This window comes from Curvibacter sp. GW821-FHT09D12 (assembly GCF_059416245.1).
Genome location: NZ_JBWKOU010000024.1, coordinates 42,380 through 60,286, shown reverse-complemented (window position 1 = coordinate 60,286; position 17,907 = coordinate 42,380). Strand labels below are relative to the sequence as shown.

General features: G+C 62.2%; 13 protein-coding genes. 3 read left to right on the top strand and 10 right to left on the bottom strand.

All coding sequences use genetic code 11. The annotated features are described in order from the left end of the window. Positions 1-21: 21 nt before the first annotated feature. The 5 genes from AC07PT_RS25610 to AC07PT_RS25590 all read right to left on the bottom strand — a co-directional run bounded on the left by AC07PT_RS25610 (position 22) and on the right by AC07PT_RS25590 (position 5,144). Positions 22-1,449, bottom strand: coding sequence for a sensor histidine kinase (locus AC07PT_RS25610; protein ID WP_494658591.1), 1,428 nt, complete (start codon positions 1,447-1,449; stop codon positions 22-24). A gap of 5 nt (positions 1,450-1,454) precedes the next feature. Beyond that, on the bottom strand, positions 1,455-2,159 hold the full coding sequence (locus AC07PT_RS25605; RefSeq protein ID WP_492348891.1) for a response regulator transcription factor: 705 nt from the start codon (positions 2,157-2,159) through the stop codon (positions 1,455-1,457). Between the two features lie 37 nt (positions 2,160-2,196). Then, entirely contained in the window at positions 2,197-3,087 is an 891-nt protein-coding gene (argB, locus tag AC07PT_RS25600) for an acetylglutamate kinase (protein WP_492348890.1), read from the bottom strand. A 121-nt stretch (positions 3,088-3,208) separates the two neighbouring features. Beyond that, positions 3,209-4,315, bottom strand: coding sequence for an MraY family glycosyltransferase (locus AC07PT_RS25595; RefSeq protein ID WP_494658590.1), 1,107 nt, complete (start codon positions 4,313-4,315; stop codon positions 3,209-3,211). A gap of 85 nt (positions 4,316-4,400) precedes the next feature. Then, complete coding sequence (locus AC07PT_RS25590) at positions 4,401-5,144, bottom strand: SapC family protein (protein WP_494658589.1); 744 nt, start codon at positions 5,142-5,144, stop codon at positions 4,401-4,403. Positions 5,145-5,333: 189 nt separating this feature from the next. On the opposite strand from AC07PT_RS25590, the gene AC07PT_RS25585 reads away from it, so the two are divergent. From AC07PT_RS25585 to AC07PT_RS25575, 3 genes are read left to right on the top strand one after another with little or no spacing between them, the layout of a single operon-like run. After that, positions 5,334-9,023: a methyltransferase domain-containing protein gene (locus AC07PT_RS25585; protein WP_494658588.1), complete on the top strand. Its 3,690-nt coding sequence runs from the start codon at positions 5,334-5,336 to the stop codon at positions 9,021-9,023. Positions 9,024-9,061: 38 nt separating this feature from the next. Further along, positions 9,062-11,071 (top strand): tetratricopeptide repeat protein, encoded by a 2,010-nt coding sequence (locus AC07PT_RS25580; protein WP_494658587.1) that lies wholly within the window; start codon positions 9,062-9,064, stop codon positions 11,069-11,071. Beyond that, on the top strand, positions 11,061-12,143 hold the full coding sequence (locus tag AC07PT_RS25575; protein ID WP_494658586.1) for an acyltransferase family protein: 1,083 nt from the start codon (positions 11,061-11,063) through the stop codon (positions 12,141-12,143). Before AC07PT_RS25580 ends, AC07PT_RS25575 begins: the two co-directional genes overlap by 11 nt. Here the strand turns inward: AC07PT_RS25575 and AC07PT_RS25570 are convergent. The 5 genes from AC07PT_RS25570 to AC07PT_RS25550 form a co-directional block, all read right to left on the bottom strand. Continuing rightward, positions 12,115-12,975 carry a methyltransferase domain-containing protein gene (locus AC07PT_RS25570; RefSeq protein ID WP_494658585.1) on the bottom strand — a complete coding sequence of 287 codons (861 nt, stop codon included), beginning with the start codon at positions 12,973-12,975 and terminating at the stop codon, positions 12,115-12,117. The two genes, AC07PT_RS25575 and AC07PT_RS25570, sit on opposite strands and share 29 nt — an antisense overlap. 60 nt (positions 12,976-13,035) lie before the next feature. Beyond that, on the bottom strand, positions 13,036-14,271 hold the full coding sequence (locus AC07PT_RS25565) for an ABC transporter ATP-binding protein (RefSeq protein ID WP_494658584.1): 1,236 nt from the start codon (positions 14,269-14,271) through the stop codon (positions 13,036-13,038). Then, positions 14,268-15,068, bottom strand: coding sequence for an ABC transporter permease (locus AC07PT_RS25560; protein ID WP_494658583.1), 801 nt, complete (start codon positions 15,066-15,068; stop codon positions 14,268-14,270). The genes AC07PT_RS25565 and AC07PT_RS25560 overlap by 4 nt, the downstream gene beginning before the upstream one ends. Positions 15,069-15,150: 82 nt before the next feature. After that, complete coding sequence (locus AC07PT_RS25555) at positions 15,151-16,062, bottom strand: peptidylprolyl isomerase (RefSeq protein WP_494658582.1); 912 nt, start codon at positions 16,060-16,062, stop codon at positions 15,151-15,153. 109 nt (positions 16,063-16,171) lie between these two features. Then, entirely contained in the window at positions 16,172-17,848 is a 1,677-nt protein-coding gene (locus AC07PT_RS25550) for a cell surface protein (protein ID WP_494658581.1), read from the bottom strand. Positions 17,849-17,907: the final 59 nt, after the last annotated feature.

Genomic DNA, 17,907 nt, shown 5'->3' with positions numbered 1-17,907 from the left:
CACACCGGCCCAACGCGACCGCTAGGCCGTCTGGGCCGGCAGCACCAGCCTGACCAGCAGACCACACTGCCCCGGGCCGCTCAACAGCTCCAGGCTGCTGTGGTGCACGCGGGCGATTTCATGGGCGATGGCCAGCCCCAGCCCACTGCCCTCGCCCTGGGTGCCGGGCACGCGGTAAAAGCGCTCGGTGACCCGGTGGCGTTCAGCCGGCGCAATGCCCGGCCCATCGTCCTCCACGGCCAGATAGGGCAACGATGAGTCCCCCACCTCCAGCAGGCCGCAGCGGATGGTCACACTGCCACCGCGCGGGGTGTAGCGGATGGCGTTGTCGATCAGATTGCCCAGCAACTCGCGCAGCAGCCACTCATGCCCTGTCGTGTGAGCCGGCTGGGCTGCCAGCCCCAGGTCCAGGCCGCGCGCCGTGGCGGTGTCCAGATGGGCTTCCAGCAACGACTCACACAGGGCCAACAGGTCCACCCGCTGCATGGGTTGAGCCTCCATGGCGCGCGCATCGGCACGCGACAGGGCCAACAACTGGTTGGCCAACTGGGAGGTGCGCCGAGTGGCCTGGCGCAGCTTGTCGAGCTGCTCGGCATTCAGGGTGATGCTGGCGGGAGTCGAATCGGCTGCAGCCCCGCTGAGCCGCAAGCGCTGCTTCGTTTGCAGCACCTGGGCCCAGGCCTCCACTTGAGCCTGCAGGCCAGCCAGCGGGGTGCGCAATTGGTGAGCGGCATCGGCAATGAAGCGCCGCTGACTGGCCGACTGCGCATTCACCAGATCAAACAGCCGGTTGAGCGAGGCCACCAGCGGCCGGACCTCGGCCGGAGAAGCTTCGACGTCAATGGCACTCAAATCTTGGGGCGATCGCTTGCTGACCGCCTCTGTGAGTTCCGTCAGGGGCCGCAAGGCGCGGCCCACGGCCCAGCTCACGGCCAGGGCGGCCGCCACCATCAGCACGCCATTGGGCAGCAGCACACGCAACAAGGCACTGAGCCACTGCTGGCGGGGATCTGAGCCATCGGCCAGCTGCACCATCAGATCGCCCGCGCGGGTGTGCATCCGCTGCGAAACAATGCGGTAGGTGACGCCGTCGTACTCGGTGCTGTGAAACTCGGGTTCGGCAGTGGCCACAACGGCACTGGGCAGCCACAGGTCGCCATGCAGCAGGTGGCCTTCCAGATCATTGATGCTGTAACCGGCCAAGCCGCCACGGCTCTTGAGGAAATCCTCCACCGGTGGCGCCAGCAACAACACGGGCGGGTCGCCAGCCTGCACACCCGGCGCCAACACCGAGTCAGCCAGCAAAGGCACGTAGCGCAGCAATTGCCGGTCGTGCTGCACGGCCGCGCTGTCGGCCGAGCGGTAATCCACCCAGACGTTGACCAGGCCCAAGACAAACAAAGGCCCCAGCAGCAGCACCAGCAACCGGTTGCGCAAGCCTGAGGCCATGGGGCTCAGACCTCCTGCTGTTCGAGCCGGTAGCCAAAGCCCCGGATCGAGCGTAGCGCCAGACCATGCGGCTCCAGTTTGCTGCGCAGGCGCGAGATGTAGACCTCGACCGCGTTGGGCGTGATTTCCTTGTCCCACCCGGTCAACGCTGCCAGCAGCTTGTCTTTGCTGGCGGGCTTGGGGGCGTTGATGAGCAAGTACTCCATCACCGTCCACTCACGCGGACCCAGTTCGATCACTTGCTGCCTGACCTGGCCTTCCACCACGCTGCGCACCGTGGCTCGGCGACTGGCCGTGTCCATTTCAAGCGGGCCGAAGCTCAACACCGCCGAGGTGGCGGCCTGCGAGCGGCGCAGCAATGCGCGCAGACGGGCCAGCAACTCGGGCAGTTCGAAGGGCTTGACCATGTAGTCGTCGGCCCCCAGGTCCAGGCCCTGTACCCGGTCTTGCAGCGCGTCGCGGGCGGTCAGGATCAACACGGGCATGGTCCGGCTGGCCACGTCCGACAGGCGCAGACGCCGAGTCAGGTCCAGGCCGCTCATGCCCGGCAAACCGATGTCGATGATGGCGGCGTCAAAGGTTTCGTCGCGCAGCACTTCTTCGGCCCGCTCACCACTGCCCACCCAGTCGACGGCATAGCCAGCGTCCGTCAGGCCCAGCTTGATGCCGCTGGCCACCATCACATCGTCTTCGACCAGCAACAGTCTCATGGCGATGCCATCCTCAACACAAGGGGGGATGCGCCGCTCAATGCGAGCGGATCATGGTGCCGTAGGCCTGATCGGTCAGGATTTCAAGCAGCATGGCGTGCGGCACGCGGCCATCGATGATGTGCACGGCATTGACGCCGCTCTTGGCAGCATCCAGGGCCCCCGCGATCTTGGGCAGCATGCCACCCGAGATGGTGCCGTCGGCAAACAACTCATCGATGCGCTTGGCCGTCAGATCGGTCAGCAGTTGACCCGACTTGTCGAGCACGCCGGGCGTGTTGGTCAGCAGCACCAGCTTTTCGGCCTTGAGCACGGTGGCCAGCTTGCTGGCCACCACGTCGGCATTGATGTTGTAGCTTTCGTTGTCCTCGCCAAACCCGATCGGGCTGATGACGGGAATGAAGGCATCGTCCTGCAAGGCCTTGACCACGCTGGGGTCGATCGAGACGATGTCGCCCACCTGGCCCACGTCGTACTCTTTGCTGGGGTCTTGGTTGTCGAGCATCTTGAGTTTCTGGGCGCGGATCATGCCGCCATCCCGGCCGGTCAGGCCCACGGCCTTGCCGCCGGCCTGGTTGATCAGACCCACGATGTCCTGCTGCACCTCGCCGGCCAGCACCCACTCGACCACCTCCATGGTCTCGGCATCGGTCACCCGCATGCCCTGGATGAACTCGCCCTTCTTGCCCAGGCGGTTCAGGGCCGTCTCGATCTGCGGGCCGCCGCCATGCACCACCACCGGGTTCATGCCGACCAGCTTGAGCAGCACCACGTCTTCGGCAAAGTCAGCCTGCAGGGCCGGGTCGGTCATGGCATTGCCACCGTACTTGATGACCAGCGTCTTGCCGTGGAACTTGCGGATGTAGGGCAGCGCCTGGGCCAGGATCTCGGCCTTGTCGCGCGGGGCAATGGATTGGAGTTCGGTCATGGTCTGAACTGGATGAAGGTGAAAACGCTGGCGGCCGGGGCCGGCCTGCAGGTTGGCGATAGACGCTGGCGCACAAGCACCCCAGCGACACAGGCGAATTGTGCCGCATATGGCGCGCAGCTCAGCGCCGCAACCAGCCCGGCACCTTGAAACGAACAATGGCCAGATAAGCCAGGACGTAGGTCACGACGAAGAGACCGCAGAAGAACATCAGCACGGGGGTGTTCTGCCAGAACAGCACTGCCGGGAACACGGTCAGGGCGGTGAAACCCCAGAGATAGGGTGAAGTGCGGTTGTTGCGCGTGAGGATTTGACGGGCATGGTCGTCGTGGATCACGCGGCGCACGAGACGACGATAGATCAACTGATGAAAGTGCAATGCATCCGCAACGCTGGGCGAGCCCCCACGGACCAGCTTACGATAGATCGAAAACACGGTTTCCCACACTGGATAAATCAAAAGCAATGCCGGGAACCAAGGCGACACCGTGGGGTGGCGCTCGACCAGGGTGACGCAGGCCAAAGCAATGACCCCGCCCCACAAATAGGAGCCTCCATCGCCAGCGAAGATCAAGCCGCGCGGATAGTTCCAAAACAAAAAACCCGCCGTAGCGCCTGCCAGCGCCATCATCTGTGCAGCCATGGCGCGGTCGCCCACCTGCAGCGCCACATGAGCCAAAGCAAGGCAGACCAAAAAGGCCACGGTGCCAGCCAGGCCGTTATACCCGTCGATGATGTTGAAGGCGTGCGGCAAACCAGCAATGGCCAACACAGCCAGTAGACTGCCAGTCCAGGGCCAGGCGAGCAAGATCGCGTCCAGCCAAGCTACGCCAAGTCGCGGCACGCCAACATCGAGAAATAAACAGGCCAAGACACCCGATAGCAAAGTGGCCAGTAAGCGGTAGTGCACCGACAGGCGCTGAGTGACGTCTTCCATCTGTCCCACCACCACTGCAGGTAGCAACACCAACAGCCAGGACAGCACATACCAAGTGTCCAGATATAGATTCAGGGTGACAAGTCGGCTATCGATCAGCGCACCAACAATCCAGGCCACGCCCAATCCGGCCCCAACAGCCAGTCCCCCCAGCCGTGAAACGTCACCAACGTGAAAGCGCTGCGGCTTGTCGTCGCCATAGCGGGTGCGCCCCAATCCCAGCCGACGCCCCACGATCAGGCCGCCGCAAAGCAAGGCGACGACGAACGCCAGCGCCGTCAGGACAACCATGCACGCTCCAGCACCGGAAAAGCAGGCCGCTTTCTCGACTCGGCCCACGGCCGGCATCCCATCAGGGTCACCAGAGTCAGCACGCTCAGCGCACGCCGCGCAGCGATTCCTGGGCCTTGATCGCGCGTTTAAGATTGTTAAAGTGCTCACGCGAGTATAGGTGGGCGTAAGCAATCGGCACTGCACCTTCAGCTTGCAGCGTGGCCAGCATGCCACGAGGCTTGAGGGCAGCAAATGCGACCTCATCCAGTCGGTGCAAGCCTTGCACGGGGCTGGTTACGCCATTATGGGTCGTCATGAGCTCCCAGGGCACGATGACTTTGGCCGCAACCAGAGCGTCCACGGCACGCTGTGTCATGGCTCGGCTCTTTTCGATACTGACTAGGAAGTCCATGGTCTGCTGCAGCGCCACAGAAGGCGCACCATCCGCACCGAAAAAGGCCTCCCCCTGTCCCGCGGGCGCGAGGTGCGGCCCCTTGTCGGCGGTGCAGAGCACGTATTCGTCCTCATCCGACCCTGTGTCCTGTGCGGTTTCTGTCTTGGCCAGCGTAAATGGGTAACCGCGCAACAGCGCCGGCACGTAATCGCCCAACCACTGGCCCTGCGGACCGACGAGCAAGTTGGTGCCCGGTTGAAGTGACATGATCGCCACCAATTGCCAACGCCCCGAGTTCTGGACAAAGGCCAGCGGCAGGCAGGCCGCCACTTTGAGCAGCTCGGCCGCAACCACGGGAATCATGTCGTACCCGGCAGCGTACATGTAATTGCCCGGACGCTTCCAGGATTTCCCTGCGAACGCTTCGGGAGATACAGCTTTCAGTGCCTGCATGAAGAACCTTTTCTTATCAGACGGGGATTTGAATGGGAGAGGCGCGGCCTGTGCCGGCGCATGATCAGTGTCCGGATTCTAGTTCGGTGGCAATGTGCGCGCGCCAAAATCGGCAAAACCTGGCCCACGCGGGGCGCAGTACCCCTGCCAGGAGCCGGACTGACGAGCTCGAACGGTCATAATTCTGGCATGTTAAGCAGCCCCCCATCGCTCCATGTCTACGCCCGCGAAATCAACCAGCAGGATCGTACTTCGCTGTCGGTATTGAGCGAGTTGGTGCGCCCCGGCGCCCTGATTCTGGATCTGGGTTGCGGCAACGGCGCCCTGGGCCGTCACCTGAGGGCGCTGAAGGGTTGCTGCATCGATGGCGTGACGCTCAACGAGCGCGAAGCCGATCTGGCCCGCCCCGACTACCGCCGCGTCGAGGTGGCCAACCTCGACGACTGCGAACTGCCTGATCTTTTCGCCGGCCAGCGCTACGATCACATCATCTGTGCCGACGTTCTCGAGCATCTGCGCCAGCCCGAGCGGGTGCTGGCAGCATGCCGCGAGTTGTTGGCCGACGATGGACAGGTACTGATCTCCATACCCAACGCAGCCTATGCCGGCCTGATTGCCGAACTGATGGAAGGCGAGTTTCGCTACCGCGAGGAAGGCCTGCTCGATAGCACCCACCTGCGCTTTTTCACCCGCCAGTCGCTGGTCCGTTTCATGGGCCAGAATGACTGGGGTATTGAGACCCTGGAAACCATCGTGCGGACGCTGCCAGCGTCTGAATTTAAAACCTGCTTCGACCGCCTGCCGCCAGCCGTTGCTCGCCACTTGCTGGCTTTACCTGATGCGCTGACCTACCAATTCATCGCCGCAGCCCGCCCCGGTCGCCCCCATGCCACGCTGCCTCCCCCCACAGACGAGCCAGCACAGGCCTTGTTCAGTGCCTGTCTTTACCTGGGCGACACCGCCGGCTACCAGGAAGATCGCAAGGTCGAAGCAACCGGCCGCATTGGCACCGAACTGCAAACGCTGCGCTTTGAGTTGCCCCCCGGCCTGTCGATCACCCGGTTGCGCCTGGATCCGGCCGACCGCCCGGGTTTCCTGCACCTGCACCAACTGTGCCTGCGCGATGCATCGGGTCATCCACTGTGGCAATGGGTGGATGGACACGACAGCCGCAGCGTGCTTGAACAGGGCCGTCACAGCGGCTTGCTCCTCGGTGGCCCGCAAGCCCACACCAGCACAGTAGCACTGCTTTACACCGATGACCCCTGGCTGGAGTTACCGGTGGGCCCGGCAGAGCTCGCAATGGCCAGCCACCTGGAGGTCAGCCTGGGTTGGCCGATGTCGGCCGACTACCTTGCCATGGCCGAACACACCAAACTGGCGCTGGACGCTCACGAACGAGAGACCCAATTGCTGCGCCAGCGCCTGGAAAGCTGCGAGCAGACGCTGCAGCAGCGGCGCGAAGAATCCGAGCAGACTGAGCGGGAAAACCAGCGTCAGGCGCAGTTCCTGCGTGAACGCAGCAGCGACCTGCAAAACCAGAACCTGGTTTTGCTCAACCTCAAGACGAAGCTGCTGCATGACAACGAAGCACTGAGCCGGCAGAACCGAGAATTGCAGACCCAGAGCCAGCAGCTTTACGGCTACCTGCGCGGCATGGAACAGTCGCTCGCCTTTCGCCTGACCCGCCCATTGGGCGTGCTCAAGCGCCGCCTCAATCAGGCCCTGGGTAGGCAAGAGCCTGTGCCCAGTTCCCCGTCGTCCCCTGCGCCAGCCGTCGAGGCGCAGACTCAACCGTCCGCGCCCAAGCGGCGCACCGTCGACATCGTCGTGCCGGTGTACCGAGGCCTGGACGACACCCAGCGCTGTCTTCAATCGGTACTGGCGTGGCCGCAGCAAACCCCGTGGCGCCTGGTGGTAGTCAACGACTGCAGTCCCGAGCCTGCGCTGAGTGACTGGCTGCGCGAGTTGGCCAGCCGCGAGCCTCGCATGCTTTTGCTGGAGAACCCGCAGAACCTCGGCTTCGTGGCCACAGTGAACCGCGCCATGGCACTCCACGACGATCACGACGTGCTGCTGCTCAACAGCGACACGGAGGTGGCCAACGACTGGCTGGACCGTCTGGTACGCCATGCCGACCAAGGCCAGCGGGTTGGCAGCGTCACGCCGTTCTCGAACAACGCCACCATCTGCAGCTACCCGCGTTTTTGCGAACCCAACGAGTTGCCCATGGGCTACGACACGGCCCAGCTCGACGCTTTGTTCGCACGTGAATGCGCAGGCCAGGCCGTCGACATCCCGACCGGCATCGGTTTTTGCATGTACATCAGCCGCGCCTGCCTGCAGGAGGTGGGACTCTTCGATGTCGCCAATTTCGGCAAGGGCTATGGCGAGGAAAACGACTTCTGCTGCAGAGCCTCACGCGCCGGCTGGCGCCACCTGCATGCACTTGATACCTTTGTGTTGCACACCGGAGGGGTGAGCTTTGGCGAAAGCAAGAACGCACGCGAACTGGCCGCCATGCAAACCTTGCGGCGACTGCACCCCGATTACGAGGCGGCCATCCACGATTTTCTGGGCCGCGATCCAGCACGCGCCGCGCGCCAGGCAGTTGACCGCCTGCGCATCCTAGCCAGTGAACGGCCTGTGCTGGTGTCTGTGCTGCACAAGCGCGGCGGTGGCACGCTTCGCCACGCGAAAGAATTGGCTGAGCACTTGCAGGGGCGGGCCATCTGTCTCCAATTGGCCCCGGAGGGTGAGCATGAACTACGACTGAGCTGGCCCGCAGTCGGCGAAGGCCTGTCGATCCGCTTTCTGGTGCCGCAAGAGTTGCCCCGCTTGATCGACGCGCTGCGTTGGCTCAACGTTTGCCACTTGCACTACCACCACGTGTTGGACCACGACCCCGCCATCCTCGAATTGCCCCGCAGCCTGGGCCTGAGCTACGACTTCACTGCACACGATTTCTACAGCATCTGCCCACAAATCTCCCTGACCGACGCGCAAGGCAGCTATTGTGGAGAACAAGGCGCGGAGCAATGTACACGTTGCCTGCAGAAGACCCCGGCACCCGACGGCGTGGACATTGCCCAATGGCGCAAGAGGTTCCAGCCGTTTCTTGAAAATGCACGTTATGTACTGGCGCCTAGCCGCGACGCGGCGGCCCGCCTGATTCGCTACGCCCCCACGGCACAGGTGAGGGCCGTGCCGCACACCGACCTGCCCCATGGCGAGGTGCTGCCACTGCCCGTGCCCGCGGCCCTGGATGCCGCGCGTCCGCTCAAGGTGGTGGTGCTGGGCGCACTGAGCCAGATCAAGGGCGCCGATATCCTCGAGGCCGTGGCACTGGAGGCCGCTCGCCGTGGCCTGCCACTTGAATTCCACCTGCTGGGCTATGCTTATCGCCCACTGACCACCCAGCCACGTGCCCGCCTGACCGTACATGGCGCCTATTCGGAAGAAGACCTTCCTGCCCTGCTGCAATGGCTGGCACCCGATCTGGCCTGGTTCCCAGCCCAATGGCCCGAGACCTACAGCTACACCTTGAGTGCAGTGCTGCGCGCTGGCCTGCCCGTACTGGCCCCCGAACTGGGCGCCTTTCCGGAGCGACTCCAGGGCCGGCCCTGGAGTTGGCTGCAGGACTGCCCAGCGACGGCTGAGCAGTGGCTGGAACAGCTGCTGCGGTTGCGCGAGCAGGCATTCCTCGGTGGCCGAGCGCCTAACCCACCACGACGTCACCCAGAGCTGGACGGACTCGATGTCACTGCTGAGTTCTATCTTCAAGACTATCTGAACGGCCTTGGTGAGCCCGCACCGCCCAGCCCACCCGACCTGCTGGCAGAGTACGAAAACAACAGACACTCCAGCCCACCAGGCTGACCCAGGCACACCCGTCCTACTCTCCCGTCGGCTCTGCCATGAACCTCCACCTCGACCCCCACCTTCCCAGTCTGCGCGAAGCGCTGGAACACCAGAAATGCGGCCGCGGCAAAGACGCCGAAGCGCTGTACCGAAAGATCCTCAAGAAGGCCCCCGAGCATGGCTTGGCACTGCAGTTGTTGGGCGTGCTTCTCTCCCAGTCAGAACGTGTACGCGAGGGGGTAGACTGCCTGGAGCGCTGCGTGCGCGCGATGCCACAGGATCCCAGAGCCTGGAACAATCTGGGCAATGCCTACAAAAGTGAACGCCGGTTGGAAGACGGCCTGCGCGCCTGCGGGCGCGCTCTGGCGCTGCAACCGGGCTATCTGTCGGCGCTGCACACACAGGCCAACATCTTGCTGTTACAGCACCGTCACGACGAAGCTCAGGCCAGTTTTGATCAGGTCCTCCAGCTGGAGCCCGACAATGTGGAGGCCTGGACCGGCAAGAGCCAGGCGTTTTTTCTGGCCAGCCGCTACGAAGATTCCCTGGCCATGGCCCAGCAAGCCCTGCTGCGGCAGCCCGAGCACCTTGAAGCACGGCTGCAGCGGGCCGAGGCCTTGAACGGCCTGAAACGCAGCTATGAAGCAGCCCTGGACATGGCCGCCCTGCTGCAGAGCCGCCCCGACGACTTCCGAGTTCTCACCGAGCTGGCTTGCTCCCGCTGCATGAGCTGCGACTGGACCGATGAAGGCCCCCACTTGGCTCAGCTTCGTGAGCGCATCCTGGCCGGCGAATCCGTGTCGACCCCTTTTGCACTTCTAGCCTTGTATGACGACCCCGCACTGCACCAGCGCACGGCGCGCAGCTTGATCACAAAATATCAGCCCCCCGCCAATTTCAGGCCTTCATCGCATAAGCGCGTGGCAACGGCAGCCAAAATTCGCTTGGCTTATGTGTCTGCCGACTTCCACGAACACGCCACAGCTTTTCTGATGGCTGAGCTGTTCGAGCTGCATGACCGCAGCTGCTTCGAACTTGTCGCGATCTCCTACGGGCCCAACGACCGCAGCCCTATGCGCACCCGGCTCGAAACTGCGTTCGACCAATTCCACCATGTGCCCGACCTTTCTGACGAGCAGATCTGCGCATTGATAGGACAGCTCGGCATCGAGATTGCGGTCGACCTGAAGGGATTCACGGCGCACTCGCGCAACGGCATCTTTGCGCTCAAACCCGCGCCTGTGCTGGTCAACTACTTGGGCTATCCGGGCAGCCTCGGCTCGAGCGTGTATGACTACATAGTAGGCGATGCGCTTGTCACGCCCTTCAACCACGGTGATTACTACGATGAAAAGATCGTGCAGCTACCCTACAGCTACCAGGTCAACGACCGCTTGCGCCCCATCGCCATCAATACACCCACACGGGCTTCGCAGGGCCTGCCCGAGCGGGGCTTTGTATTTGCCTGCTTCAACAACAATTTCAAGATCCGCCCTGGTACCTTCGACATCTGGATGCGACTGCTGGAACAGGTCGAGGGCAGCGTGCTGTGGCTGCTGCGTGACAGCAGTGATGTCGAAGCCAACCTGCGTTACGAGGCGCAGCGCCGCGGTGTGGCGCCATCGCGCCTGGTCTTCGCGCCGCGTGTGAACCTGCCCGAGCATTTGGCCCGGCATCGCCTGGCCGATCTGTTTCTCGACACCCTGCCCTGCAACGCCCACACCACCGCCAGCGACGCGCTTTGGGTCGGTCTGCCAGTGCTGACCTGTCTGGGCCAGGCCTTTGCGGGGCGCGTGGCCGCCAGCCTGCTGCACGCCGTGGGCCTGCCAGAGTTGGTCACCGAAACGGCGGCCGACTACGAGGCACGCGCCTTGGCGCTGGCCCGCCAACCTGAGGATCTGGCCCAATTGCGCGCCAAACTGCTGGCACAACGCGACAGCACCCCTTTGTTCAACACGCCCTTGTTTGCCCGGGGGCTCGAAGCGGCCTACGGCGAGATGTCGCGCCGCCACCGCGCCGGTCTAAGGCCCACTGCCTTTGCCGTGCCTGGCCCAAATGGCGACTGAACACACCCGGGTCGGCCTGTCCAGGGTCGGCGCCCGCAACAACTTTGACGCCGTGCGATTGCTGGCGGCCGCCATGGTGCTTTACAGCCATCAGCTTGCCCTCAGCGGACGACCAGAGAGCACGCCGTTGGTGTTCGCCACCTGGGGTTATCTGGGTGTGATGGTGTTTTTTGTCATCAGCGGCTACCTCGTCAGCGGCAGTTGGGAACGCGACCCAGATCCGTGGCGCTTTCTGCAACGTCGCGCCTTGCGCATCTGGCCGGCGCTCGCATGCGTCACGCTGCTGAGCAGCCTCGTCCTCGGGCCTCTCCTGAGCCGCCAGCACTGGACCGCCTATTTCGCCAACAGTGAGACCTGGGCTTATCTCGCTACGGGGGTATTCTGGATTCAGCAGACCCTGCCCGGTGTGTTCCCTGACAACCCTTTCGCACGCGCCGTCAATGGCTCGCTTTGGACCATCCCCTACGAGGTGGGCTGCTACCTTGGTCTGCTTCTGTGCGGCCGCCTTGGCTTGCTGCAGCGGCGTGGCCCCTTGCTGCTGGTCTGGCTGGGGACGTGGTTGGCTTTGGGATGGATTTTTTCTAGCCCAGGCCCCTACCCACGCATCTGGTCGCTAGAGTTGGGCTGTTGCTTTGTTTCAGGTGTGTTTCTGCAACACCTGCGCCCGCTGTGGCAGGAGCGGATTGGCCCAGTCCTCATGAGCGCCGCGCTCCTGGCCGCCGGCCTGCACGCTCTGGGCTTGACCATGCCTGCCGCGCTTTTGCTCATACCCGTGTTGACTTTGGCCTTTGGTACGCTCAGTTGGCCCGTTCTGAACCAAGCTGGACGCTGGGGCGACTTTTCCTATGGGCTCTACATTTACGCTTTTCCTGTGCAGCAATGCGTAGTCATGCTTTGGGGGCCCGATCACCCACTGCCCGCTCTTTTGCTGCTCTCGCTGCTGTTGAGCCTTGGTTGCGCCGCCCTCTCCTGGCACGTGATCGAAAAACCTGCGCTTCGCTACAAACCTGGGGCGGGCGTCCGGGCTCTCGAGCGCCCTGGCCTCAGACAGGACGACGCAACAGCAGAATGATCTCGTTGGTCAGCAGATCGGCCTCACGATGGCTGTTGCGCAAGGCCTCAGGGATTTCAAGCGCCATGCGACGCCGCTCCTCTCGAGCCACCTCAAAGCCCGCCTTGCGCAGCAAGGCGACCAGTTCATCAGCGGTCAAGCGGTTCAGCGCCAGATATTCATCAAACACGAACTTCTTGTAGCCCTCGGGGCCAAAGGCCTCGAAGCCGAAATCACGCTCTTCAGCATTGATCTCGCCCTGGTGCGCAAGCACACGGTCCCAGAGCGCAGAGTCAGGCAACTGCAGATGGTGCCAGGGTTCTTCCACATAGCGCCGCAAATGAGAACCATAAGGCGAGAAGTACAGGGGTTCAATCTGCAAAAAGAAATAGCCCCCCGGTCGGATCAGTTGGAACAAATCGAGGGCAATCGGCTCAAGTTGGTCGCGCTGGATGTGCTCGAAGGTAGACCAACTGATCACCCCGTCGACTTGACCACGGCCCGACAAGGGCTCGGAGGGACGAATGGTCTTGAAGTGCAGGCCTTTGGGCAGGCGCCGCAGGCCCAATTGTTCCCTTGCGATGTGCGGCAGACGCCGGTATTCCTGCCGGATATCCACGCCCTCGATGTGGCGGGCCCCATGGCGCAGCATCAAACTCAAGTCGGTGATGCCGTCACCGACACCAAAATTCAGAAGCCTTGCCTGGCTCAGGTCAAGCACCGAGCCCAGCCATCCATGCACCATGTCGGCCGCATAGCCAAAATGAGCTCTGAACCATTCGTCGTGGATCTGGTCGGCCGACCATGGCCCCGAATCGCGCCAGCGGCGCCACAGGAAATCAAGAAGGGACATGGTGATGAGGGCGCACCGGCGCCATGGAAAATTGATCAGAGCGCTCGCGCATGACGAGGCCTATTCCCAGCGATGAGGCAGATGAACCAGCCCCGGCATCAGCGTCGGAGACACAAAGCGGAAATGGAAAAACTGGAACCACTGGTCGTACACAATCAGGCCGCTTTCGTCGAATACATAGGCACTGATCACGTAATCGCCACTGTGCAGAGGCAGGTTCGGAAAGGTCAGGATGGAACGCCACAGCCCGTTGCCCAATGACACCGGATGAGCGCCCTCTTCGTGGGTAGCCAACGACGTGATTCCCACGCCCTTGGACTGTTCAATCATGAAGCCCACATTGGGCCGCTCGTCACCACGCCCGCGCACCACGATGGTGGCCACCAAGTCCTTGCTGTTGAGGCGAGGCATGTCCTCACCCTCGACCAGGTTGGCCAATTCGACCGATACCACATGGGCCTGGGCCGGATCTGCAGGCGGGGGGGGTGGGCCAGTTGGGGCCGCTGCGGCCTCCGCTTGCGGCTCGGCCACGTCGGGCTGGCCTTCGTCCAGCAATCTGCTGTGCACCAGGTAGGATCCCAGAACCTCTTCGGTTTCGCCGAACTGGCGCACCCGACCTTGATGCAACCACAATGCACGATCGCACAGGTGACGGATATGGTACGGGCTGTGCGAGCAAAACAGAATCGTGCATCCCTTGGCCCTGAAGGCCATGATGCGGTCGATGCATTTCTTTTGAAAGTGCTGATCACCGACGGCCAGCGCTTCGTCGATGATCAGCAGATCGGGCTGCACCGCCGTGACCAAGGCGAAGGCCAGACGCACCGACATCCCAGAAGAATAGGTCTTGACCGGTCGGTCCATTGCATCTCCGAGTTCGGAGAACTCAATGATGCTGGGTTCCAGTTCAGCCATCTGTTCATGCTCGATACCGATCAGATTGCCGGCAAAGTACAAATTGTCACGACCGCTGAATTCCGGGTGAAAGCCCGCCCCCAACTCCAGAATCGCGGTCACGCGGCCCACCCGCTCAATCGTGCCACGGGTCGGCGTCAAGGTACCTGCCAGCAGCTTGAGCAATGAACTCTTGCCTGCGCCGTTGTCGCCGATCACGCCGATGCACTGCCCCCGCACGAGGTCGAAGGTCACCCCTTGGATAGCCCAGTGGCTGCGGTAGGTGGCCTTGCTGCGCAGCAAGGCGGCCAAGCGCTGGCGCGGCGAAGCGTAAAGCCGGTATTCCTTGCCCAAGTCACGTACGCTCAGTACGTTTTGTTGTGTGCTCACTTGCTCGCTCATAGCCAATCCACCAACTGATCACGGCTGCGCTTGACCAGCACATTCAAAGCGGCACCCACCAACAACGTCCAGCTTCCCACCGCCACCCACACGCCGGGCTCTGGCCAGGCGCCCTGCAGCAAAATCTGCTGGTAGGCCAGCACAAAAGCCGTCATCGGATTGAGCCACAGCAACCACCGCCAGTTCTCGGGGAACAGCGTGACCGGGAACAAAACCGGCGTCAGATAGATTCCTACGGAGACGAGAAAGCCTACAAACTGCACCGTATCGCGCAGGGCCGCGGCGAGAATCGCCAGTGTGTACGCCAGCAGAAAGCTCAGCAGGACCTGCAGCAACAACAAGGGAAGCAAGGCCGTCAGTGCGGCGGCAAAGCCGTGCAAAGGTGCATAGGCCAAGCCCATCAACAGCAGCAGCGGGCCAAAAATCACACTGCTGGCCAAGACCGACTTGACCACAAAAAACACCGGCGGCATCGGATTCTTCTGAAGCAAACCACCCGCATCAAGCAGGCTGTTCATGCCCCGCATCAGCGCGTCACAAAACGCCATCCAAGGCAAGGCCCCCACCACCAAAAAGGTGCCAACGCCCGTGCTGTGCGCCCCGCTGCCTTGGCGCATGGCGAACACCACGTCGAACACCAGGTAAAAGGCGGCCACTGAAAACAGGGGCTGAATGTAAAGCCAGAAAATGCCGGCAGCCGTTCCGGCATGACGGCCAGATATCTCGCGGCGCGTCAGCACATTCACCAAGGCGCGCGCGCGCCAGATGGACCGAAACTCGTTCCAGACAGTCAGCATATAAAGTGAAAAAAGGGTTCAGGCACCAATGGAAAGAAAATGGGCCGGCTCGATCTCCGGCCCGCTTTCATCCAGGCTAGCCTCAGGGCTTTTGTGCCGCAGAGAAGGCGCGCACCGCCTCGGCATCGGGCTTTGCACCCTCGAGGATCTTCTGAGCCGCAGCAGAACGTGCATCCTGCAAGCGCTTGGCAACCACCTCTTTGCGCAGGTTGTCGCGCACCTCTATGAAGGTACTCACACCGGGCTCACGACGCTCATCCAGCTTGAGGATGTGGTAGCCAAACTGGGTCTTGACCAAGCCACTGAGTTCCCCCGGCTTCTGGAGCGCAAACGCGGCTTCCTCAAACTCTGGCACCATGCGGCCCTTTTCGAACCAGCCCAGGTCACCACCGCGTTGGGCACTGCCCGGATCTTGCGATTGCGCCTTCGCCATTTCATCAAACTTGGCGCCAGCCTTCAACTCAGCCAGCAGTTTGTCGGCGCGCTCGCGCGACTCGTCCGAGGTGCCTTGGATCAGGATATGGCTCACATGCACCTGACCGCCATGCTTGAAACGGTCTGGGTTGGCGCGATAGACGTCGCGTGTGATGCTGTCAATGGCAGCCTCATTGTTCGTCACCGAAGCATCAATGCGTTCCAGCCAAGCATCCGACAGCACCTTGTCCTGCACGATGCGGATCGCAGCGGCCAGCTTGGGATCATTGTCAAGCCCTGCTTCGCGAGCCTGAGCCGCCATCATGCGGCGCACATAAAGGTTGCTGCTCACTTGGCTTACAGCATTCGCATCAGACAGCACGGTGGCACGCGATTCTGGTGGCACACGCAACCAGGCATCGGCTTGCATGTCATCGCTGTTCACTTGCAACTGCTTATCGCCACGCAAAAGAATGCTTGCCGTCGACGCGGCAGCCCCCTGGGCCTGCGCGGCCTGGGCCCCCAACAACAAAGCCGCCAAGGCGGCCGAGGAGACGAGCAACGGATAACGAGGGGCCATGGTTCGATGGGTCATTGAAAACTACTCACTCTTTCAGCAAATTCCATAAAAAAAGGCGGGGATGAACCCCGCCTTTTCTGATCGCGCTAGCGCGAAAAAGTGCCGCTGATTAGTTCAGAACAGCTGCCACCGAGCGGTGCGGCAGGGTCAGGCCGTAGTTCACGTTCGGGGTCACAGCAGTGTTGCTGAGCTTGATGAACGAAGAACCCAGGATCGGCAGACCCAGAGCAACCGGGGTAGAACCGGTGGTATTGCTGGTGGTCACGACGCCCCAACCGTTGGTGTAGCCAGCGGTGGTGGTTTGACGGGCCAGGTTGGCACCCAGGGGCGAAGTGGCGCTGAAGCTCAGCACGCTGGTTTCGCCGCAGAAGCGGTAGGTGGTCAGTTGGCTGGGCGAGAACACAGCGGCAGCCGAAGCAACCGACTCTTCACGGCTCCAGAAGGATTGACCGTCGGCGTTCACGCAGATCTGACCGCTCACGACTTTGGTGTTGTCCTTGCTGAAGTACTGAGCAGGAGTCGTAGCAGTCGGGATGGTGGTGGTGCCGCCATCGTTGCCAGCGCCGACGTACGAGTACACCGGAGTCGGGGTGCTCACGCCATTGGTGGTGGTGCTGTAGTCCAGAGCCACGCTGTAACGACGGGTGGGCATCGAGAACACCCAGTCAGTTTGAGCAGCGATGCTCGGGTCACGAGCGTACTCATTGGTGATCGAGGTCACAGCCAATTGGCCAGTCAGCGTAGCGGCTTGCTTGCGAGGACCGGTCAGATCACCAGTGGTGGTGGAGGTCAGGTACGGGGTCGACAGGTCAGGCAGGTCGTAGTAAGCAGCAGCGATCACAGCGGCGGTCGTCACGGTACCAGCGCCAGTCGAAGTCTTGGCGGTCACAGCCTTTGCAGCGGAAGCCAGGGCCGGGTCAGCGGTGTACAGCTCAGGGCTAGCCACAGCCGAAGGCAGCTGCGGGTGGAACACGAAGTTGCCACGGCCGTTAGCCACCAGAGCGGTGTCAGAACCCGAGAACACGGTGGTGTTGCCGGTGTTGATGATGTACCAGTCGCCCAGCAGGCCGCCGGTCGGAGTTGCGAAGCCAACGGCTGCTGCAGCAGCTTCAGCGGTGTAGTTGGTCAGCAGGGTTGCGTCCAGAACAGCGCTGTCGCAAGCCGGGGTTTCGGTTGCGGCGACGTGCTTGATGGTGCTGTACAGAGCGCTCTTGGAAGCGGTGTTCGTGCCCACGGTGTAGACAGAAGCCGACGGGATGTCAGCCATGTTGAAGATTTCAACATAGCCTTCGCGGGTGTTTTCAGCGATTTGAGCGGTGGTCAGGTTCGGGTTCAGACGGCTGGTCACGAACGGTTGAGCCACACCCTTGGTCAGCTTGGGGTAGGTGCAAGTGTTGTCGTAGGTGGTCAGGGTGGAGATGCCATCCGAACCTTGGGCCACAGCAGCGGTCCACACGTCACCAGGCGACAGCAGAACTTGCAAGTCCATGATGTCGTCAGAGTTCGAAGCGCCGCGGAAGCGAACCTTCAGAGCCTTGCCGTTGCTGGTGTCGGTGTTCACGATGTGAACCACAGACATGTTGCCGGCTTGGGTGGTGAAGTAAGGGACGATCAGCTGGTGACCGACACCGCCTTGCGACACGGTGAAGCTAGAAGCGTTAGATGCACCCAGAGTGGTAGCAGTAGGGGTGCTAGTACCGACGATGACGCCAGCCGAAGCAGCGCCAGCGAAGCCCAGGCCACCAATCATGGCAGCAATACTCAGGGCCAAAACATTTTTTCTCATATCAAACTCCAGTTAAAAAGTTGGTAAGCGCAACTACCACGATTGATTACGCGAGGAGA

Coding starts and splice junctions, on each gene's coding strand:
- argB (WP_492348890.1), bottom strand. CDS start 3,087: ATGACCGAACTCCAATCCATTGCCCCGCGCGACAAGGCCGAGATCCTG.
- AC07PT_RS25590 (WP_494658589.1), bottom strand. CDS start 5,144: ATGCAGGCACTGAAAGCTGTATCTCCCGAAGCGTTCGCAGGGAAATCC.
- AC07PT_RS25610 (WP_494658591.1), bottom strand. CDS start 1,449: ATGGCCTCAGGCTTGCGCAACCGGTTGCTGGTGCTGCTGCTGGGGCCT.
- AC07PT_RS25575 (WP_494658586.1), top strand. CDS start 11,061: ATGGCGACTGAACACACCCGGGTCGGCCTGTCCAGGGTCGGCGCCCGC.
- AC07PT_RS25585 (WP_494658588.1), top strand. CDS start 5,334: ATGTTAAGCAGCCCCCCATCGCTCCATGTCTACGCCCGCGAAATCAAC.
- AC07PT_RS25605 (WP_492348891.1), bottom strand. CDS start 2,159: ATGAGACTGTTGCTGGTCGAAGACGATGTGATGGTGGCCAGCGGCATC.
- AC07PT_RS25595 (WP_494658590.1), bottom strand. CDS start 4,315: ATGGTTGTCCTGACGGCGCTGGCGTTCGTCGTCGCCTTGCTTTGCGGC.
- AC07PT_RS25570 (WP_494658585.1), bottom strand. CDS start 12,975: ATGTCCCTTCTTGATTTCCTGTGGCGCCGCTGGCGCGATTCGGGGCCA.
- AC07PT_RS25550 (WP_494658581.1), bottom strand. CDS start 17,848: ATGAGAAAAAATGTTTTGGCCCTGAGTATTGCTGCCATGATTGGTGGC.
- AC07PT_RS25555 (WP_494658582.1), bottom strand. CDS start 16,062: ATGGCCCCTCGTTATCCGTTGCTCGTCTCCTCGGCCGCCTTGGCGGCT.
- AC07PT_RS25560 (WP_494658583.1), bottom strand. CDS start 15,068: ATGCTGACTGTCTGGAACGAGTTTCGGTCCATCTGGCGCGCGCGCGCC.
- AC07PT_RS25565 (WP_494658584.1), bottom strand. CDS start 14,271: ATGAGCGAGCAAGTGAGCACACAACAAAACGTACTGAGCGTACGTGAC.
- AC07PT_RS25580 (WP_494658587.1), top strand. CDS start 9,062: ATGAACCTCCACCTCGACCCCCACCTTCCCAGTCTGCGCGAAGCGCTG.